The sequence below is a fragment of the Streptomyces sp. NPDC001941 genome (assembly GCF_040296945.1).
Lineage (GTDB): Bacteria > Actinomycetota > Actinomycetes > Streptomycetales > Streptomycetaceae > Streptomyces.
Map to the genome: position 1 here is coordinate 1 of NZ_JBEOYE010000076.1, position 18,255 is coordinate 18,255.

General features: G+C 73.4%; 20 protein-coding genes. 6 read left to right on the top strand and 14 right to left on the bottom strand.

Translation table 11 applies throughout. The annotated features are described in order from the left end of the window. Positions 1–99: 99 nt before the first annotated feature. From ABT160_RS35150 to ABT160_RS35160, 3 genes are read right to left on the bottom strand one after another with little or no spacing between them, the layout of a single operon-like run. Complete coding sequence (locus tag ABT160_RS35150) at positions 100–864, bottom strand: DUF3710 domain-containing protein (RefSeq protein WP_351652035.1); 765 nt, start codon at positions 862–864, stop codon at positions 100–102. A gap of 1 nt (position 865) precedes the next feature. Beyond that, the gene (gene dut / locus ABT160_RS35155; RefSeq protein ID WP_351652036.1) at positions 866–1,378 is read right to left on the bottom strand and encodes a dUTP diphosphatase; all 513 of its coding nucleotides are present in this window, start codon (positions 1,376–1,378) and stop codon (positions 866–868) included. After that, entirely contained in the window at positions 1,378–1,953 is a 576-nt protein-coding gene (locus ABT160_RS35160; RefSeq protein WP_351652037.1) for a PaaI family thioesterase, read from the bottom strand. Before ABT160_RS35160 ends, dut begins: the two co-directional genes overlap by 1 nt. Before the next feature lie 58 nt (positions 1,954–2,011). Here ABT160_RS35160 and ABT160_RS35165 point away from each other — a divergent pair, with 58 nt between their 5' ends. After that, on the top strand, positions 2,012–2,473 hold the full coding sequence (locus tag ABT160_RS35165; protein WP_351652038.1) for a DUF3093 domain-containing protein: 462 nt from the start codon (positions 2,012–2,014) through the stop codon (positions 2,471–2,473). 31 nt (positions 2,474–2,504) lie between these two features. Here ABT160_RS35165 and ABT160_RS35170 read toward each other — a convergent pair whose 3' ends face one another. The 4 genes from ABT160_RS35170 to ABT160_RS35185 all read right to left on the bottom strand — a co-directional run bounded on the left by ABT160_RS35170 (position 2,505) and on the right by ABT160_RS35185 (position 6,007). Next, on the bottom strand, positions 2,505–3,413 hold the full coding sequence (locus ABT160_RS35170; RefSeq protein WP_351652039.1) for a hypothetical protein: 909 nt from the start codon (positions 3,411–3,413) through the stop codon (positions 2,505–2,507). A gap of 12 nt (positions 3,414–3,425) precedes the next feature. Continuing rightward, positions 3,426–3,722 (bottom strand): DUF4193 domain-containing protein, encoded by a 297-nt coding sequence (locus ABT160_RS35175; RefSeq protein WP_351652040.1) that lies wholly within the window; start codon positions 3,720–3,722, stop codon positions 3,426–3,428. A 395-nt stretch (positions 3,723–4,117) separates the two neighbouring features. After that, a complete protein-coding gene (locus tag ABT160_RS35180; protein WP_351652041.1) occupies positions 4,118–5,347 on the bottom strand; it encodes a sensor histidine kinase in 1,230 nt (409 codons plus the stop codon). Positions 5,348–5,353: 6 nt separating this feature from the next. Next, positions 5,354–6,007 (bottom strand): response regulator transcription factor, encoded by a 654-nt coding sequence (locus ABT160_RS35185; RefSeq protein WP_351652042.1) that lies wholly within the window; start codon positions 6,005–6,007, stop codon positions 5,354–5,356. A gap of 337 nt (positions 6,008–6,344) precedes the next feature. Here ABT160_RS35185 and ABT160_RS35190 point away from each other — a divergent pair, with 337 nt between their 5' ends. After that, positions 6,345–6,521 (top strand): hypothetical protein, encoded by a 177-nt coding sequence (locus ABT160_RS35190; protein WP_351652070.1) that lies wholly within the window; start codon positions 6,345–6,347, stop codon positions 6,519–6,521. 99 nt (positions 6,522–6,620) lie between these two features. Here the strand turns inward: ABT160_RS35190 and ABT160_RS35195 are convergent, their stop codons facing one another. Continuing rightward, positions 6,621–7,421, bottom strand: coding sequence for an inositol monophosphatase family protein (locus tag ABT160_RS35195; RefSeq protein WP_351652043.1), 801 nt, complete (start codon positions 7,419–7,421; stop codon positions 6,621–6,623). A 44-nt stretch (positions 7,422–7,465) separates the two neighbouring features. Next, positions 7,466–8,593 (bottom strand): ferrochelatase, encoded by a 1,128-nt coding sequence (locus tag ABT160_RS35200; protein ID WP_351652044.1) that lies wholly within the window; start codon positions 8,591–8,593, stop codon positions 7,466–7,468. Between the two features lie 242 nt (positions 8,594–8,835). Between ABT160_RS35200 and ABT160_RS35205 the strand changes: the two genes are divergently transcribed. Then, complete coding sequence (locus ABT160_RS35205; protein WP_351652045.1) at positions 8,836–10,095, top strand: MFS transporter; 1,260 nt, start codon at positions 8,836–8,838, stop codon at positions 10,093–10,095. Continuing rightward, a complete protein-coding gene (locus ABT160_RS35210) occupies positions 10,043–11,371 on the top strand; it encodes a D-arabinono-1,4-lactone oxidase (protein WP_351652046.1) in 1,329 nt (442 codons plus the stop codon). Before ABT160_RS35205 ends, ABT160_RS35210 begins: the two co-directional genes overlap by 53 nt. A gap of 7 nt (positions 11,372–11,378) precedes the next feature. Here ABT160_RS35210 and ABT160_RS35215 read toward each other — a convergent pair whose 3' ends face one another. Further along, entirely contained in the window at positions 11,379–12,260 is an 882-nt protein-coding gene (locus ABT160_RS35215) for a hypothetical protein (RefSeq protein WP_351652047.1), read from the bottom strand. A gap of 466 nt (positions 12,261–12,726) precedes the next feature. Here ABT160_RS35215 and sepH point away from each other — a divergent pair, with 466 nt between their 5' ends. After that, positions 12,727–13,776, top strand: a complete 1,050-nt coding sequence (gene sepH / locus ABT160_RS35220) for a septation protein SepH (protein ID WP_351652048.1) — start codon at positions 12,727–12,729, stop codon at positions 13,774–13,776. 71 nt (positions 13,777–13,847) lie between these two features. Here sepH and ABT160_RS35225 read toward each other — a convergent pair whose 3' ends face one another. Beyond that, positions 13,848–14,699: a sulfurtransferase gene (locus tag ABT160_RS35225; RefSeq protein WP_351652049.1), complete on the bottom strand. Its 852-nt coding sequence runs from the start codon at positions 14,697–14,699 to the stop codon at positions 13,848–13,850. A gap of 256 nt (positions 14,700–14,955) precedes the next feature. Between ABT160_RS35225 and ABT160_RS35230 the strand changes: the two genes are divergently transcribed. Then, entirely contained in the window at positions 14,956–15,732 is a 777-nt protein-coding gene (locus ABT160_RS35230) for a VOC family protein (RefSeq protein ID WP_351652050.1), read from the top strand. A gap of 13 nt (positions 15,733–15,745) precedes the next feature. Here ABT160_RS35230 and ABT160_RS35235 read toward each other — a convergent pair whose 3' ends face one another. The 3 genes from ABT160_RS35235 to ABT160_RS35245 are packed head-to-tail and all read right to left on the bottom strand — an operon-like array spanning position 15,746 to position 18,225. Beyond that, positions 15,746–16,393 carry a thymidine kinase gene (locus ABT160_RS35235; RefSeq protein WP_351652051.1) on the bottom strand — a complete coding sequence of 216 codons (648 nt, stop codon included), beginning with the start codon at positions 16,391–16,393 and terminating at the stop codon, positions 15,746–15,748. 57 nt (positions 16,394–16,450) lie between these two features. Further along, positions 16,451–17,641: an alkaline phosphatase family protein gene (locus ABT160_RS35240; RefSeq protein ID WP_351652052.1), complete on the bottom strand. Its 1,191-nt coding sequence runs from the start codon at positions 17,639–17,641 to the stop codon at positions 16,451–16,453. Beyond that, positions 17,641–18,225 carry a DUF5998 family protein gene (locus tag ABT160_RS35245; protein WP_351652053.1) on the bottom strand — a complete coding sequence of 195 codons (585 nt, stop codon included), beginning with the start codon at positions 18,223–18,225 and terminating at the stop codon, positions 17,641–17,643. The genes ABT160_RS35240 and ABT160_RS35245 overlap by 1 nt, the downstream gene beginning before the upstream one ends. Positions 18,226–18,255 lie beyond the last annotated feature (30 nt).

Genomic DNA, 18,255 nt, shown 5'->3' on the forward strand with positions numbered 1-18,255 from the left:
CACCGGCGCCACGGCCTCCCCGGGCGGCGGCCCGGTCGCCTTCACCTCGGCGCTCGCCGGGGGCCGGCTGACCTCGGGCAAGAAGCAGCTGTACGAGCGTCAGCGCACCTCGGTGATCTCCGGGCCGCGCTGGAGCTGGCCCATCCCGCCGGCGAAACGGGACTCGTCCTGGTCGTCGGTCTGCACGCCCTCGGGGACCATCTGCGCGTCCTGGGGGAGCTTGAGGACGATCGGGTCGCGGGGCGCCATCGGCCCCTCGCCCCGCACGACCACGGTGTCCCGGAAGATCTGCTCCAGGACCCCGGCCGCCTCCGGCTGGACCGCGCCCTGGCCGGAGATCACGCCGCGCAGGAACCAGCGCGGGCCGTCGACGCCGACGAACCGCACGATCTGCACGCCACCGGTGCCGTCGGGCAGCTGTACGGGGACCTGGGCGCGCAGCTCCCAGCCCAGCGGGCCCTCGACCTCGTCGATGACACCGCCCTGCTGGGTGATACCCGAGGCGATCTCCTCGCGGACCTCGCCCCAGATGCCCTCCTTCTTGGGGGCGGCGAAGGCCTGCAGCTGGACCGCGCTGTCGCGCAGCACGACGGTGGCCGCGACGATCGCGTCGCCCGCGACCTCCACGCGCAGCTCCATGCCCTCGACCCCGGGCACGAAGATCCCCCCGAGGTCGACCCGGCCCTCGGCGGCCTCGGTCACCTCGGAGGCGTCCCACGGGCCGTCGGGCCGCGGCGCCGGCGGAAGGTTCACCCGGCGCGGCTCGTCCTCGGCCGCGTCGTCGGTGTCGACCTCGTCGACGACCTGCTCGGCCTCGCCCGCTGCGTCCTCAGCGGCACCGCTCTTCTTGCGACGTCCGAACACGTCACTGTCCTTCCCGGTCGGATACGACCGAAGCGTATCGATTCCCACCCGTAGTGCCGTCCACGGCGGCGTGGCCGCCGGTGGAACCGAAGCCCCCCTCGGCCCGCGCCGAACCGGGAAGCTCCGCCACCTCGTGGAAGCGCACCTTCTCGACCTGCTGGACGACGAGTTGGGCGATCCGGTCGAACCGCTCGAACGTCACGCTCTCGCGCGGGTCCAGGTTCACCACGATCACCTTGATCTCCCCACGGTACCCGGCATCCACCGTCCCGGGGGCATTGACGAGGGCGACGCCGCAGCGGGCCGCGAGCCCCGAACGGGGGTGCACGAAGGCCGCGTACCCGTCGGGGAGCGCGATGGACACCCCGGTGGGCAGCACCGCCCGTTCGCCCGGGGCGAGTTCGGCGGCCTCGGTGGTCACCAGGTCGGCGCCCGCGTCGCCGGGGTGCCCGTACGAGGGAAGCGGCACCTCCGGGTCCACGCGGCGGATGAGTACGTCGATGGGGTTGCGCATCAGGGGTTCACCTCGAAGGCGCGGGCGCGCCGGAGCTGGTCGGGGTCGTCCATGGCGGCCCGGATCTCCTCCGGGCGGCCGTTGTCGATGAAGTGGTCGACCTTGACCTCGATGAAGAGGGCGTCGGCGCGGACGGCGACGGGGCCGTCGGGCCCGCCGATCCGGCCGGTCGCCGTGGAGTAGATCTTGCGGCCGTGCACCGCGGTCACCTCGGCCGACAGGTGCAGCACGGTGCCCACCGGCACGGGCCGCACGAAGTCGGTCTCCAGGCGGCCGGTCACCGCGATCACCCGCAGCAGCCAGTTCAGCGAGCCCAGGGTCTCGTCCAGGGCCGTGGCCAGCACGCCGCCGTGGGCCAGGCCCGGCGCGCCCTGGTGGTCGGGGGTGACGGTGAACCCGGCGGTGACGGTGACGCCCTCGCCGGCCCGGGCCTCCAGGTGGAGCCCGTGGGGCTGGCCGCCGCCGCAGCCGAAGCAGTGCGCGTAGTGCGCGCCGAGGGCCTCCCCGGGCGCGGGCGCGTCGGGGTGCCGTACGGGCGGTATGGCCTCGGGCGGAGGGGTCAGTGCAGTACTCACAGGCGCAGACCTTACCCGCGCGGCAAACCGCCCGGCGCGCCGTGCCAAGCTTGGCTCCATGCAGTCTTACGAAGAGCGCCTGACCGCCCCCCGATCCTGGTGGCTGATCGCTTTCCTGCTGGGGGTCGCGGGCGGCCTGGCCCTGCTGCCGCTGGGCACGGTGGCGATGCTCGGCGGGCTGATCGTGACGGGCGTACTGGCGGCCGCCGGGGTCAGTTCGTACGGCTCCGCGCGGATCCGGGTGGTGCAGGGCTCGCTGGTCGCGGGCGACGCCCGGATCCCGGTGTCGGCGCTGGGCGTGCCCGAGCCGCTGGACGCCGAGGAGGCGCGGGCCTGGCGCTCGTACAAGGCGGACCCGCGGGCGTTCATGCTGCTGCGCGGCTACGTGACGACGGCGCTGCGGGTGGAGGTCACGGACCCGGCCGACCCGACCCCGTACGTGTACCTCTCCACGCGTGACCCGGAGGCGCTGGCCGAGGCCCTGGAGCAGGCCCGGACGGCCGAGCGGGACCAGGCCTGACGGGCGGGCGCCGGGACCTGGTCCGGGCGTCCTAGGTTCCGAGCTCCTTGGGCTTGTCCAGCGGGGGGAGCTCGGGCAGCGCGTCCCAGGGGACCTGGCGGCGGCGCAGGTCGCCGCGGATGTGTTCGGCGAGCTTCTTGGTGTCGCGGCGGTTCATCACCGCTCCGACGGCCGCGCCCACCATGAACGGCATCAGGTTGGGCAGGTTGCGCAGCGTCCGCTTCATGATCTGCTGGCGCAGCTCGCGCTTGAACTGTCCGCCGAGGGCCGTGTTGAGGCTGGTCGGCTTGGACACGTCGATGCCGCGCTCCTCGGTCCACGAGGTGAGGTACGCGGCGGCGCGCTCCCGTACGTTGCCGGGCGGGCGCAGGCCGTAGACCTCGTGGAGCTCGGCGACGAGCTTGAGCTCGACGGCCGCGACGCCGGTGATCTCCGCGGCCAGCTCGGCCGGCATCGCGGGCGGTACCGGCATCATCGCGGCCGCGCCGACGCCGGCGCCGACCGTGGAGCTGGCGTTGGCCGCGCCCGCGACCAGCTTGTCGGCGAGCTGCTCCGGGCCGAGGCCCGGGAACTGCTTGCGCAGGGTGGCGAGGTCGCGCACCGGGATCCGCGGGGCGTTCTCGATGATGCGGTCGGCGAGGTGGCCGATGCCGGCCCTGGCGCTCTCGCCGCCCTTGCGCACGCCCCGCTTCAGGGCGTCCAGTCGCTTCCCCCGGGTGGTCGGCCCGGATTGTTCGACTGCTTCGAGCGAGGCCGGCAGGCCCCGCTCGTCGTCACGTGCACCGGTGGAGGGCAGGAGGGCGGTGGAGTCGGCGGGGTCGGACGCCTGGGCGCCCTCCGCCGGTCCCGTGCCGCCCTGACGCGCCTCCGACGGCTTCGACTGCTCCTGGGAGCGGTCGCGCCGGAAGCGCGGTTTCCGAGACGGTGTGTCGCCTGCCACGGCCGACCTGACCTAGTCGCAGTCGCGGCAGATCGGCTGGCCGTTCTTCTCCCGCGCCAGCTGGCTGCGGTGGTGCACGAGGAAGCAGCTCATGCAGGTGAACTCGTCGGCCTGCTTGGGCAGGACCCGGACGGCCAGCTCCTCGTTGGAGAGGTCCGCGCCGGGCAGTTCCAGGCCCTCCGCGGCCTCGAACTCGTCGACGTCGACGTTCGACGTCGACTTGTCGTTCCGGCGGGCCTTCAGTTCTTCAAGGCTGTCCGAGTCGACGTCGTCGTCGGTCTTGCGTGGGGTGTCGTAATCCGTTGCCATGTCGCTCTCCCCCTCTGGGTGGTTGCGGTGTCTCCAGCGCACGTAACGCGTGAGAGGCCGGACTTGTGCCCGACCCGAGGCGGAGATTTTGCCTCACATCAAGGTCTGTTACTCAATCGACACCCAACCGGACCCCTCAAGAGTGATCGTCTTTGGGTGGCGATCCGGACCGTACATGGTCCGTTTGTCGACTCCACGGGCGCCACCCCGTGTACTTCCCGTGATGAGGACCCCCGGAAACCCGGACTTTTCCCGGCTTTCCGGTGCTGTTCTTGATCACGGAGAGTAGACGGCGGAAAATTCGCTCCTGTGAGCGATCCCACACGGGACCATTCATTACAGGGTACGAGAATTCCGCGCAAAGCGAACTCCGCCGACTGCTTCGCGGGCACGGGTCACACCGGCAGGGTGACCCGCATCACGAGGCCGCCGCCCTCGCGGGGCTCCGCGATGATACGGCCCCCGTGGGCGCGCGCGACGGACCGGGCGATGGAAAGGCCGAGACCGACCCCCTTGTCGCTGCCCGTGCGCTCCTGCCGCAGCCTCCTGAACGGCTCGAAGAGGTTGTCGATCTCGTACGCGGGAACCACTGGTCCCGTGTTCGAGACCACCAGGACCGCCTGTCCCTGCTGGGTCTCGGTGGTGACCTCCACCCAGCCGTCCCGCGCCACGTTGTACCGCACCGCGTTCTGCACCAGGTTCAGCGCGATGCGCTCCAGGAGCACGCCGTTGCCCTGGACCACCGCGAGCCCGCGCTCGCCCCGGAGCTCCACGCCCTTGGCCTCGGCCTCGGCGCGGGCCTGGTCGATGGCGCGGGAGGCCACCTCGGCCAGGTCCACCGGCTTGCGCTCGACGATCTGGTTCTCGCTGCGGGCGAGCAGCAGCAGGCCCTCCACGAGCTGCTCGCTGCGCTCGTTGGTGGCCAGCAGCGTCTTGCCCAGCTGCTGGAGCTCGACCGGGGCGCCCGGGTCGGAGAGGTGGACCTCCAGGAGGGTGCGGTTGATCGCCAGCGGGGTCCGCAGCTCGTGCGAGGCGTTGGCGACGAACCTCTGCTGGGCCGTGAAGGCCCGCTCCAGGCGCTCCAGCATCTCGTCGAAGGTGTCGGCGAGCTCCTTGAACTCGTCGTCCGGGCCGTCCAGCTCGATGCGCCGGGACAGGTCGCTGCCGACCACCCGGCGGGCGGTGCGGGTGATCTTGCCCAGCGGCGAGAGCACCCGGCCCGCCATGGCGTAGCCGAAGGCGAAGGCGATGATGCTCAGGCCGAGCAGCGCGAACAGCGAGCGGCGCAGCAGGTCGTCCAGGGCGTGCTGGCGCTGCACGCCGACGCACGCGCGCAGGGACGCGTTGGCGGCGTCCGCGCTGCTGGTGTCGAGCGGGCAGGACGGGTCGGACCTGACCTGGGAACCGGGCAGCAGCGTGATGGGCAGGCTGGTGCCCGAGTGCAGCGCCTGCGCCGTGAGCAGGTAGATGATCGAGAGCAGCAGGATCCCGGCGATCAGGAACATCCCGCCGTACAGCAGGGTGAGCCGTATCCGGATCGTGGGCCGCAGCCAGGGACGCGCCGGCTCCCTGGGGTCCCAGGTGGGCTTCGGGGGCGCCTTGGGTGGCGCGGGGGTGGTGGCCACCGGGGGTCAGATCCGGTAGCCGGAGCCGGGCACGGTGACGATCACCGGGGGCTCGCCCAGCTTGCGGCGCAGCGTCATGACGGTGACCCGGACCACGTTGGTGAACGGGTCGGTGTTCTCGTCCCAGGCCTTCTCCAGGAGCTGCTCGGCCGAGACGACCGCGCCCTCGCTGCGCATCAGGACCTCCAGGACCGCGAACTCCTTGGGCGCGAGCTGGATCTCCTTGCCGTCGCGGAAGATCTCGCGGCGGTTGGGGTCGAGCTTGATCCCGGCGCGCTCCAGGACGGGCGGCAGCGGCACGGTGGTGCGCCGGCCCAGCGCGCGCACGCGGGCGGTGAGCTCGCTGAAGGCGAAGGGCTTGGGCAGGTAGTCGTCGGCGCCGATCTCCAGGCCCTCGACGCGGTCGCTGACGTCCCCGGAGGCGGTGAGCATCAGGATGCGGGTGGGCATGCCGAGCTCGACGATCTTGCGGCAGACGTCGTCGCCGTGGACGAGCGGGAGGTCGCGGTCCAGGACGACCACGTCGTAGTCGTTGACGCCGATGCGCTCCAGGGCGGCCGCCCCGTCGTAGACGACGTCGACGGCCATGGCCTCCCGGCGCAGTCCGGTGGCCACCGCATCGGCGAGCAGCTGCTCGTCCTCGACGACGAGTACGCGCACGGCGCATTCCTTCCTGTGGTCCCGATCACACGGACCCGGTCACGGGCCGATACGGGTACTGACTGTGAGCTTCCATCCTGCCCCTTACGCGCGTAAACCGGCCGTAAGGCGGCGCGTCGGGGGCTCCGGGACAGCCGCCGTCCACGAGGAATTCACCGTTTTCCCGGGCCAGTTGAGGTTTCCCTGAGGAAGGGCGCGGGGAGGACGTCTTCACACCCGCGATCACGCCCTGTACGTGGCACGCCACGAGCCGCTCTGTCCCCCAGAGGTGAGGGCAGGTGATCCGGATCCAACCCTCGGCACACCCCGGTGCCACCGACCCATGACGAGGGGGCACATGATGGACGCTTTCACGGCGGGACTGCTGCAGCGCATAAAGGCCACGGAGACGGACCTGACGAGGGCCCGCGAGACCGGCGACGAGTTCCTCGCCGACGTCGAGCAGGCCGAGCTGGACGACCTGCACCGACTCGCCGCCGAGCACGGCGTGGAGTTCGGCGCGGCCAGCGCCTGAGCACGGCGGAGGGCCCCGGTACCGCTCGCGGTACCGGGGCCCTTCGCGTACGCACGTTCGCGCGCGCCGTTCCCGCAGGTGCGGGCATGTGCCGGGGGCTCAGTCGTGCCAGGCCCCGAACTCCTCCAGGAGGCCCTGCAGGGGTGCGAACACGCCCGGTGACGCGGCGACCGTCAGGTCGCGGTCCGGGCGCCGTCCCGGGCGGCCCCCGGTGAGCGCCCCGGCCTCGCGGGCGATCAGCTCGCCGGCCGCGAAGTCCCACGGGTTCAGCCCGCGCTCGTAGTAGCCGTCGAGGCGGCCCGCGGCCACGTCGCACAGGTCCACCGCGGCCGAGCCGCCGCGCCGGATGTCGCGCAGCAGCGGGATCAGCCGGTGGGCCACCTCGGCCTGGTGGGCGCGGACGTCGGCGACGTAGTTGAAGCCGGTGGAGACCAGGGCCTGGTCCAGCGGGGGCGCCGGGCGGTGGGCCAGCCGGCGCCCGCCGAGGAAGGCGCCGCCGCCGCGCACCGCGCGGAAGGTCTCCCCGCGCATCGGCACCTCGACCACGCCCGCCAGGGTCTCGCCCCGGTACTCGGCGGCGATCGAGACGGACCAGGTCGGCAGCCCGTACAGGTAGTTGACCGTGCCGTCGAGCGGGTCGACGATCCAGCGCACCCCGCTGCTGCCCTCGGTCGCCGAGCCCTCCTCGCCGAGGACGCCGTCGTCGGGCCGGTGCTCGGCCAGGAAGGCGGTGATCAGCTTCTCGGCGGCGAGGTCCATCTCGGTGACCACGTCGATGGGGCTGGACTTGGTGGCGGCCACGGCGAGGTCGTCGGGCCGCCCGTCGCGCAGCAGCTCCCCGGCCCGGCGCGCGGCCTGGAGGGCGAGTTCGAGCAGTTCGTCCGCGAGGGTGTCGGTCATGGCGTCTCCTCAGGCCTGTCCGGCCGGTCGTGTCGGCGTCGGTGCTACGCGTACGGGCTGTCGGCGCCGGCCGCCGCGGGCCGCTCGCTGCGGGCCGGGCAGCAGCCGATCGGGCACAGGTCGTGCGAGGGGCCGAGCGCGCCCAGGGCGCAGCGCTCCACGCGCGCGCCGCGCGTGGTGGCGGCCCGCTCCAGGACCAGGTCGCGCACGGCGGCGGCGAAGCGCGGGTCGGCCCCGACGGTGGCCGAGCGGCGCACCGGCAGGCCGAGCTCGGCGGCCTTGGCGGTGGCCTCGGTGTCCAGGTCGTACAGGACCTCCATGTGGTCCGAGACGAAGCCGATGGGCACCATGACGACGGCCGGGGCCCCGGCCGCGTGCCGCTCCTCCAGGTGGTCGCAGATGTCGGGTTCCAGCCACGGGACGTGCGGGGCGCCGCTGCGGGACTGGTAGACGAGCCGCCAGGGGTGCTCGGTGCCGGTGGCCTCGCGCACGGCGTCGGCGACCAGCGCGGCGACGTCCAGGTGCTGGGCCACGTACGCCCCGCCCTCGCCGTGCGCCTCGGAGGGCCCCGAGGTGTCGGCGGAGGCGTCGGGGATGGAGTGGGTGGTGAAGGCCAGGTGGGCGCCCGCGCGGACGTCCTCGGGCAGGTCGGCGAGGGCGGCCAGCACGCCCTCGGCCATGGGCTCCACGAAGCCGGGGTGGTTGAAGTAGTGCCGCAGCTTGTCGACCTTGGGCAGCGGCAGCCCCTCGGCCTCCAGGGCCGCCAGCGCGTCGGCGAGGTTCTCGCGGTACTGGCGGCAGCCGGAGTAGGAGGCGTACGCGCTGGTGGCGAGGACGGCGATGTGGCGGCGCCCGTCGAGCACCATCTCGCGCAGGGTGTCGGTGAGGTACGGCGCCCAGTTGCGGTTGCCCCAGTAGACCGGCAGGTCCAGGCCGGACTCCGCGAAGTCGGCGCGCAGCGCGTCCAGCAGGTCGCGGTTCTGCTCGTTGATCGGGCTGACGCCCCCGAAGAGGAAGTAGTGCCGGCCGACCTCCTTGAGCCGTTCCTTGGGGATGCCCCGGCCGCGGGTCACGTTCTCCAGGAACGGAACCACGTCGTCCGGGCCCTCGGGGCCGCCGAAGGAGAGCAGCAGAAGGGCGTCGTAGGGGGCGGGATCGCGCTGATCGGACATGGTCTTGATCCTGCCACCCGCCCCTGACAGCCGGGAAACCACACCACGGCGACCGGGCGAACGGACCGCGAGCGCGGCCGGAAACCGCCCCCCGACTGCCCGGAACCATGCGTTCCGGCGCCATCTCGGGCCTCCGCGGGAAGTCGTGCCCGCCGGCGCCCTGAGCCGGAAAACGACGGTGCGCCGGGGTCCACGGCGGCCGTAACCTGTAAAGGCCAACTACACGCCTTACGGAGCGCCCCTTGCCCAGTCCCTATCGCGCGATCTTCGCGGCCCCCGGCACCAGGGCGTTCTCCATGGCCGGCTTCCTCGGCCGGATGCCGCTGTCCATGATGGGCATCGGCATCGTCACGATGGTCTCCCAGCTCACCGGGCGATACGGGCTCGCGGGCGCGCTCTCGGCGACCCTGGCGATGTCGGCCGCGGTCATGGGCCCGCAGATATCCCGGCTCGTCGACCGGCACGGCCAGCGCCGGGTGATGCGCCCGGCGACCCTGATCGCGCTGGCCTCGGTGACCGGGCTGCTGCTGTGCGCCACGACGGGCGCCCCGGACTGGACGCTCTTCGTCTTCACGGCCGGGGGCGGCTGCGTGCCCAGCGTCGGTTCGATGACCCGTGCCCGGTGGGCGTCGATCCACCGCAGCTCCCCGCGCGACCTGCACACCGCGTACTCGTGGGAGTCGATCGTCGACGAGGTGTGCTTCATCTTCGGCCCGATCATCTCCATCGGCCTGTCCACCGCCTGGTTCCCCGAGGCGGGCCCGCTGCTCGCCGGGGTGTTCCTGGCGGTCGGCGTCTTCTGGCTGACCGCCCAGCGCTCCACCGAGCCGGTGCCGCACCCGCGCGGGCAGCACACCGGGGGGTCCGCGCTGCGCTCCCCCGGGCTGCAGGTCCTGGTCGCCACCTTCGTGGCCACCGGCGCCATCTTCGGGGCCGTCGACGTGGTGACGGTGGCCTTCGCCGAGGAGCGCGGCAGCAAGGCCTCCGCCAGCCTGGTGCTGGCCGTCTACGCGCTGGGCTCCTGCCTGGCCGGCGTGGTCTTCGGGCTGCTGCACCTGAAGGGAGAGCCCTCCCGCAGGTGGCTCCTGGGCGTCTGCGCGATGGCCGTGAGTATGATCCCCCTCCAACTGGCCGGGAGCCTGCCGTTCCTGGCCGTGGCGCTCTTCGTCGCGGGCCTGGCCATCGCACCCACGATGGTCACCACCATGGCCCTCGTCGAAGCGCACGTACCGCGCAGCAAGCTGACCGAGGGCATGACCTGGACCAGTACCGGGCTCGCGGTCGGCGTGGCGCTGGGCTCGTCGGCCGCCGGCACGGTGGTGGACGCGTCGGGTGCGCGCGCGGCGTACGTGGTGCCCGCGGTGGCGGGCGCGCTCGCGGCCGCGGTGGCGTTCCTGGGGTACCGCCGGCTGCGCAGGCCGGTGACGGAGCGGGAGGGGCAGCGGGCCGATGAGCACCACCAGCACGACGAGCAGGACGAGCAGGACGAGCACGTGGCGTAACTGGGCGGGGAACGTCTCCGCGCGGCCGGCCCGCGAGGTCTCCCCCGCCTCCGCCGAGGAGGTCGCCGATGCCGTGCGGCGCGCGGCGGAGGACGGGCTGAGGGTGAAGACCGCGGGCACCGGCCACTCGTTCACCGCCATCGCGGCCACCGACGGGCTGCTGATCCGCCCGGACCTGCTGACCGGGATACGCCGGGTGGACCGTACGGCGATGACGGTGACCGTGGAGTCCGGTACGCCGCTGAAGCGGCTGAACGCGGCCCTGGCGCGCGAGGGCCTGTCGCTCACGAACATGGGCGACATCATGGAGCAGACGGTGGCGGGCGCCACCAGCACCGGCACCCACGGCACCGGCCGGGACTCCGCCTCGATCGCCGCGCAGATCCGCGAGCTGGAGCTGGTGACCGCCGACGGCACCCTGCTGACCTGCTCGGAGAAGGAGAACCCGGAGGTCTTCGCGGCCGCCAGGATCGGCCTCGGCGCGCTCGGCGTGGTCACCGCGATCACCTTCGCGGTGGAGCCGCTCTTCCTGCTCAGCGCGCGCGAGGAGCCGATGGCCTTCGAGAAGGTCACCGCGGACTTCGACGAACTCTTCGCGGAGAACGAGCACTTCGAGTTCTACTGGTTCCCGCACACGGGCAACTGCAACACCAAGCGCAACAACCGCAGCGCGGGCCCCGCCGCCCCGCCCGGCGCGGTCAGCGCCTGGATCGAGGACGAGCTGCTCTCCAACGGCCTCTTCCAGGTGGTCAACTCGCTCGGCCGGGCGGTCCCGGCGACGATCCCCGCGATCGCGAAGGTCTCCAGCAAGGCACTCTCCGCCCGCACCTACACGGACATCCCGTACAAGGTCTTCACCAGCCCGCGCCGGGTGCGGTTCGTGGAGATGGAGTACGCGCTGCCGCGCGAGGCCTGCGTCGCGGCGCTGCGCGAGGTGCGGGCGATGGTCGACCGCTCCCCGCTGCGGGTCAGCTTCCCGGTCGAGGTGCGCACCGCGCCCGCCGACGACATCGCGCTCTCCACGGCCTCGGGCCGGGAGAGCGCGTACATCGCCGTGCACATGTACAAGGGCACGCCGTACCAGGCGTACTTCACCGCCGTGGAGCGGATCATGACCGCGCACGGCGGACGGCCGCACTGGGGCAAGGTGCACACCCGCGACGCCGAGTACCTCGCCGGGGCCTACCCGCGCTTCGGCGAGTTCACCGCGCTGCGCGACCGCCTCGACCCGGACCGCCGCTTCGCCAACGACTACCTGCGGCGCGTCCTGGGCTGAGCCGGGCCTACCCGGCGGGCGTCTCCCGCAGGGAGTTCTGCCCGCCGGACCCGGAGCCGGACCCGGATCCCGATCCGGATCCCGCGCTGTCGCCCGAGGGCTTCGGGGACGGCGGCGGCGGGCTGGGCGGCGGCGTCGGGCCGTCCGAGGGCGAGGGCGAGGCGCCGCCGTCCCCGTCGGAGGACGAGGGGTCGGGCGAGGGGCTGCCCCCGCCGTCCTCGCCACCGGTGCCGGGCGACGGGCTCTGCTTCCCGCCCGTGCCGTCGCCGGTGCCCTTGTCCTGGTCGCCCTGGTCCTGGCGCTGCCCGCCACTGCTGCCCGGGGCGGGCTGCTCCTGCCGCTGCTGCTCCTTCTTGCCGCTGTCGCCGGTCACCACGGACCCGAAGGACGTCCTGCCCGGGGTGCCGCTCAGGTCCTCGCCCGCCACGGCCTCGTACCCCGTGATGCACACCATCGCGACGCCGAAGACCACGCCGGCCGCGATCACCGGGCGCTTCCAGCCGCGCATCCGCGTGCCGTGGGTGGTCGAGGTGTTCCACTCGCCGTCCTCGGGCGGCCCGTCCTCCTGGGCCTGCGGCATCAGCCTGGTCTCGGCCACGCTGCCGGGCACGGGCACCTGACGGGCCTTCGGCCGGACCACGGTGACCTCGCGGATCTGCTCACCGGTGCGCCGGAAGAAGTGCTGGAACACACTGCCGCCGCAGGTGGCCACGATGCTGACCACGCCGGCGCCCAGGAACGTCCCGTACACGCCCAGCTTGGAGGCGAGGACCGCCGCGGTGATCGCCGCCAGCGCGCTGCCCGCGACCTGGGGCACGCTCAGATCGAGCCGCTGCTTCTTCTTCTCTTCCTGCCCTGCGACGACCATCACCTGTCCCTGCTCACCCATCTGTACCGTCCTGCACGAGAAAGGGACTTATGGGCGAAGCGATTGGTTCCGCATCCGCCGGTTGTGTGAAGGACGCCACGCGTGACGGGGGTGGACGGGACCCAACTCCCGTGCGCGCCGAGAACTTCAGCGGCGCGGCGGTCCACCCAGGTGGCCCGAATGGAGTACTGTGGCGAACCCTGGGCCCGGCCTCCCTCAGGGGTGTCCGGACCTACGGGAGGGGGCCGAAAAGCGGCGCTCGAACCGGCGGCGCCGCGGCACCGCACGGAGACCTGTTACACGGCGTGATGAACCGGTCACTCCGCGTAACGAAAAGGTAACCGTGCCATAACGGCGTTACAGGGTCCATGCCCGACACGCCGGGCAACTCGGCAAGGTTGTGGCAGGCTGCACCCGGGCAGGCCACACTCGACTAGCGGAAGCAGCGACGCAGGTGACGTCGGCAGGCACCACCCGGGAGGTCCCCATGCCCGAACTGCGTGTCGTGGCCGTCTCCAATGACGGCACACGACTGGTGCTGAAGGCTGCTGACAGCACGGAGTACACCCTTCCGATCGACGAGCGGCTGCGCGCCGCCGTGCGCAACGACCGCGCACGGCTGGGCCAGATCGAGATCGAGGTGGAGAGCCACCTCCGCCCGCGGGACATCCAGGCGCGGATACGAGCCGGTGCCTCCGCCGAGGAGGTCGCCCAGCTCGCCGGCATCCCCGTCGACCGCGTCCGTCGCTTCGAGGGTCCCGTGCTCGCGGAACGAGCCTTCATGGCGGAGCGGGCGCGCAAGACGCCCGTGCGCCGCCCCGGTGAGAACACCGGCCCCCAGCTCGGCGAGGCCGTGCAGGAGCGGCTGCTGCTGCGCGGGGCCGACAAGGACACCGTCCAGTGGGACTCCTGGCGCCGCGACGACGGCACCTGGGAGGTCCTGCTGGTCTACCGGGTCGCGACCGAGGTGCACTCGGCGAGCTGGACCTACGACCCGCCGCGGCGGCTGGTCCAGGCCGTCGACGACGAGGCGCGCCGCCTCATCGGCGAGACCGACGACACGCTGGCCGCGCAGGAGCCGAGCTTCCCGTTCGTGCCCCGCATCGCCCGGCTGCCCCGCGACCGGCCGCTGGACCGCGCCCTGGACCGGCAGCTGGAGCGGCCCGCTCCGGTGCCCGCGCCCGAGCCGGAGGAGAGCGAGCGCGACTCGCTGACCAGCCTGCTGGAGGCGGTGCCGAGCTTCCGGGGCGACCTGGTCGTGCCCGAGCGGCCCGAGCCCGCCCCGGTGCCGGTGACCGAGCCCGTGGAGGAGGCCGAGGCGGAGGAGCCGCCCGCGCCCGCCGCGTCGGCCGGGGCCGGATCGGCGTACGCGGACGTGCTGATGCCGCGCTCGGTCAGCGGCCACCGCGACCGCCTGGTCGGCACCACCGACCGGCAGGCGGAGGCCGACGGGGTGCGCCCCGGACGCCGCGCGGCGGTGCCCAGCTGGGACGAGATCGTGTTCGGCACCCGGCGCAAGAAGCAGGAACCGAAGTAGTACGGCAGTAGTACGGCCGACTTGAGGGGTACGGGAACGGGGCAGCGCCCCGTTCCCGTACCCGTCTGTCGTCAGCCGCGCTCGGGGCCCGTCGCCACCGGGCGGGTGCCGTCGTAGGACCACTCCGACCACGAGCCCGCGTACAGCGCCGCGTCGATCCCCGCGACGGCCAGCGCCAGCACCTCGTGCGCCCCCGAGACGCCCGAGCCGCAGTACACGCCGACCCCGTCCGCGTCCGCCGCGCCCAGCCCCTTGAAGCGGGCGGCCAGTTCCCCGGCGGGCAGGAAGCGGCCGTCCGGGCCGACGTTCTCGGTGGTGGGCGCCGAGACGGCCCCCGGGATGTGCCCGCCGACCCGGTCGATCGGCTCCACCTCGCCCCGGTAGCGCTCCCCCGCCCGGGCGTCCAGCAGCAGCCCGGAGCGGGCCAGCGCGGCGGCCCCGTCCGCGTCGAGGAGCTCCGTCGCGCCCGGCCGGGGCACGAAGTCGCCCGCCTCCGGCTGCACGGCGCCGCTCTCCAGCGGGCCCTCCCACACCGCGAGGCCGCCGTCGAGCACCCGCACGTCCGGGTGACCCGTCCAGCGCAGCATCCACCAGGTCCGTGCGGCCGCCCAGCCCTGGCCGCCGTCGTAGACGACCACCGGGCGTCCGGCGCTCACGCCGGCCGCCCGCATCGCCGCCCCGAAGGCCTCCGGCTCAGGCAGCGGGTGGCGTCCGCGCGGGCCCGCCCCGGCGGCCAGGTCCGCGTCGAGGTCGACGAAGACGGCGCCGGGAAGGTGCCCCTCGGTGTACTCGGCCCGGCCGTCGAACCCGGGCTCACCTGCGGCTTTGGCGGTACTGAGCTGCCAGCGGACGTCCAGCAGGAGCGGCGGGTTGGGGCCGGTCGACTCGCTCGCGAGTTCGGATGCGGAGATGATGGCTGTCATGGACGCCATCCTCGCGCACGGCCACGCGGGAGCGTAACGCGCCCGAAACCGACGGGCACGGGCGGGAAACACCACCAGAGGCCTCCTCCCCCAGGATCACGCCAAGTGCGGCGCGGCCGGGGCGCGCCGCGGGCCCGGTGGTGCGAGCATCTGACCCGGCGCGCACGGCTCGACGGCGAGCCAGCGCGACCAGGGCCGAGAAAGGGCCCCAGGTCCCCCCGTACGGCCACGACGATGGTCCGAGGAGAGAGTGACGATGACCGAGGCGACTCGGCGCACGCCCGGCGCCCCCTGCTGGGTGAGCTTGATGGTGCACGGCCTTGACGCGACGCAGGAGTTCTACGGAGAGCTGTTCGGCTGGGAGTTCCGCCCCGGGCCGCAGCAGCTCGGCCCCTACGTGCGCGCCCTGCTCGACGGCGCGGAGGTGGCGGGTATCGGCCAGCTCCCGCCCGACCGCCACCTGCCGGTGGCCTGGACGACGTACCTGGCGACGGACGACGCGGACGAGACGGCGGAGGCGATCCGGGCCTGCGGCGGCACGGTCGGCGTCGGCCCGCTGGACGCGGGCGAGGCGGGCCGCCTGGCCATAGGGTCCGACCCCTCGGGGGCGGTCTTCGGCATCTGGCAGGCCGGCGGGCACGCGGGCGCGGCGGCTCCGGCGGGGCCGGGCACGCCGGTCTGGAACGAGCTGGTGACCCGGGAGACCGCGTCGGTCGGCAAGTTCTACCAGACGGTGTTCGGCCACGAGACGGAGGCGGTCGTCTCGGCCGACCACGACTGCCTGACGCTGCGTCTGGAGGGCCGCCCGGTGGCGTCGGTGCACGGCGTGGGCCATGCGCTGGCGCGCGACCGGGGCCCGCACTGGATGACGTACTTCGAGGTGGAGGACCCGGACGCGGCGGCGCGGCTGGTGGCCGGGCTGGGCGGCCGGGTGGTCCGCCCGGCGCGCTCGGGGCCCTACGGCCGCACGGCGGTGGTGGCGGACCCGGAGGGCGCGGTGTTCGCGCTGGTGCGTTCGGAGCGGGCGGACTGACCGACGGCCCGGGTCAGCCCGAGGTGACCGGCAGCACGTCCGGGGAGAGGGCCGCGGCGCGGGCGGACGCCGCGGTCATCCGGCGGCGGTGGTGGCGCCGGCACAGCACCTCGTAGCCGACCTCGTCCCCGGCGTTCACGTCGCCGATGACGACCTGGGCGCCCTCCACGACCATGTGGCCGCCGACGGTGCGCGCGTTGTGCGTGGCGCGCGCGCCGCACCAGCAGAGGGCCTCGACCTGGAGCACCTCGACCCGGTCGGCCAGTTCGACCAGGCGCTGGGAGCCGGGGAAGAGCTTGGAGCGGAAGTCGGTCGTGATGCCGAAGGCGAAGACGTCCAGTTCGAGGTCGTCGACGACCCGGGCCAGCTGGTCGATCTGCTCGGGGGCGAGGAACTGGGCCTCGTCGGCGATCACGTAGTCGCAGCGGCCGCCCTTGGACAGGTGGTTGACCAGGTACCCGTAGAAGTCGAAGCCGTCGGCGGCCTCGATGGCGTCGGTGACCAGGCCCAGGCGCGAGGACAGCTTGCCCTGGCCGGCCCGGTCGTCGCGGGTGAAGATCATGCCCTGCAGTCCGCGCGCGGACCGGTTGTGCTCGATCTGAAGAGCGAGGGTGCTCTTTCCGCAGTCCATCGTTCCGGAGAAGAACACCAGCTCGGGCATGGGGAGTCGAGGACCTTTCGGGGTCGGGTGGGGGCGGGGGTGCGGGGAAGGGGGGCGTTACGAGCGTACTTCGAGGAGCGGCACCAGCTGCTCCACGGGGGTCATCGAACCGTGCACGCCGACCATCGCGGACTCGTGCGGCTCCGCCGCGGACGCGGTGATGATCACGTCGTCGGCCGCCGCGGCGACCACGTCGCCGATCCGCCCGTACACCCGCTCGTCCACCTCGGGGCCGAACCAGCCCAGGGCCAGGGCCTCGTCGCGGCCCGCCACCCAGAACCGGTCGCCGAGCACCTCGCGCCAGCAGGTGAGGACGTCGGCCTCGGCGCCCGGCACCGCGTACACGTGCCGCGCCCGGCCCTCGCCGCCCAGCAGGGCGACCCCGGCGCTCAGCTCCCAGTCCTCGTCGAAGTCGATCCGCGACTCCTCGTCGAACGGGATGTCGATCATGCCGTGGTCGGCGGTGACGTACAGCGCGGCGCGCGGCGGCAGTTGCTCGGCGAGCCGCTGCACCAGCCGGTCCACGTACATCAGCTGGCCGCGCCAGGCGTCGGAGTCGACGCCGAAGCGGTGGCCCTTGCCGTCGACCTCGGAGTAGTACGTGTAGACCAGCGAGCGGTCCCCGCCGGCCAGCTGCTCGGCGGCCAGGTCCATCCGCTCCTCGCCGGACAGCCGTCCGTGGAACGTGCCGCCGCTGAGCGCGATCTGGGTGAGCGGGGTCTGCTGGAAGGTGGGCGAGGAGACCTGCGCGGTGTGCACGCCCGCCGCGTCGGCCAGCTGGAAGACGGTGGGGTAGGGCTGCCAGGCCTGCGGGGAGGTCCAGGGCTTCCAGCGCAGCTGGTTCATCAGCGCGCCGGTGCCGGGGTCGCGCACCGTGTAGCCGGGCAGTCCGTGGGCGCCGGGGGTCAGGCCGGTGCCGACCGAGGCCAGCGAGGTGGCGGTGGTGGCGGGGAAGCCCGCGGTGACCGGGCGGCCGGTGCCGCCGCGCGAGGAGCCGAGCAGCGAGTGGAGGTAGGGCGCCTCGGCGGGGTGCGCCCTGATCTGCTCCCAGCCCAGGCCGTCGATCAGGAAGACGCAGTTGCGGTCGGCGGGGGCCAGCTCGGCGATGCGGGCCTCGAAGCCGGGCACCTCCATGCCGGCCGCGAGGGTCGGCAGCAGGTCGGCGAGCGATCCGGTGCCGTACTCGGGGACGGGCGCGGTGGCGGGGGCGAGCGGCTCGGGGTCGTCCGGCCAGGCGGGCTGGGCCATCAGCGGGTGGCTGCCGTGGCCTCGGAGAGCGCCTGCGCGAACGCGAGCGTCTGGCGCACGGTGTCGGGGCCGTCGCCGGCCTCGCTGACCCGCAGGCTGAGGTCGTCGGCGGTGGAGTTGCCCGTGTAGCCGTGGTCGGCGTCGCAGTCGGGGTCGCCGCAGGCGGCGGGCTCCAGGTCGATGCGCGAGACGGCGCCCCAGCCGATGGTCAGGACGACCTCGCGGGGCAGGGTGCCCGGGGTGTACGACTCCGGGTTGGCGACGACGCGGCTGACCACGACCGAGGAGATCCGCTCCAGCTTCACCGACTCGGTGGAGGTGGTCGCGTAGGGCGTGGGCGAGCTGCTGTCGGCGGCCTGCTCGTCGGTGTGGCTGACGATGAACCGGTTCGCCGTCAGGACCAGGACGGTGACGTGGCGGCGGACCTCGTTGGAGTCGAAGGTGGTCTCCTGGTGCACCACGTACGAAGAGACCGGCTCGCCGCCGACGGCGGCCTCCACCGCCTCGGCCACGAGGGCCGGGTAGTAGCCGCTGCGCTCGATCGCCGCGCGCAGCCCCTGGGTGGTCGTACCGGTCTTCGCCATGGACTCCATCCTAAGCCCCGGGTGGGGGCG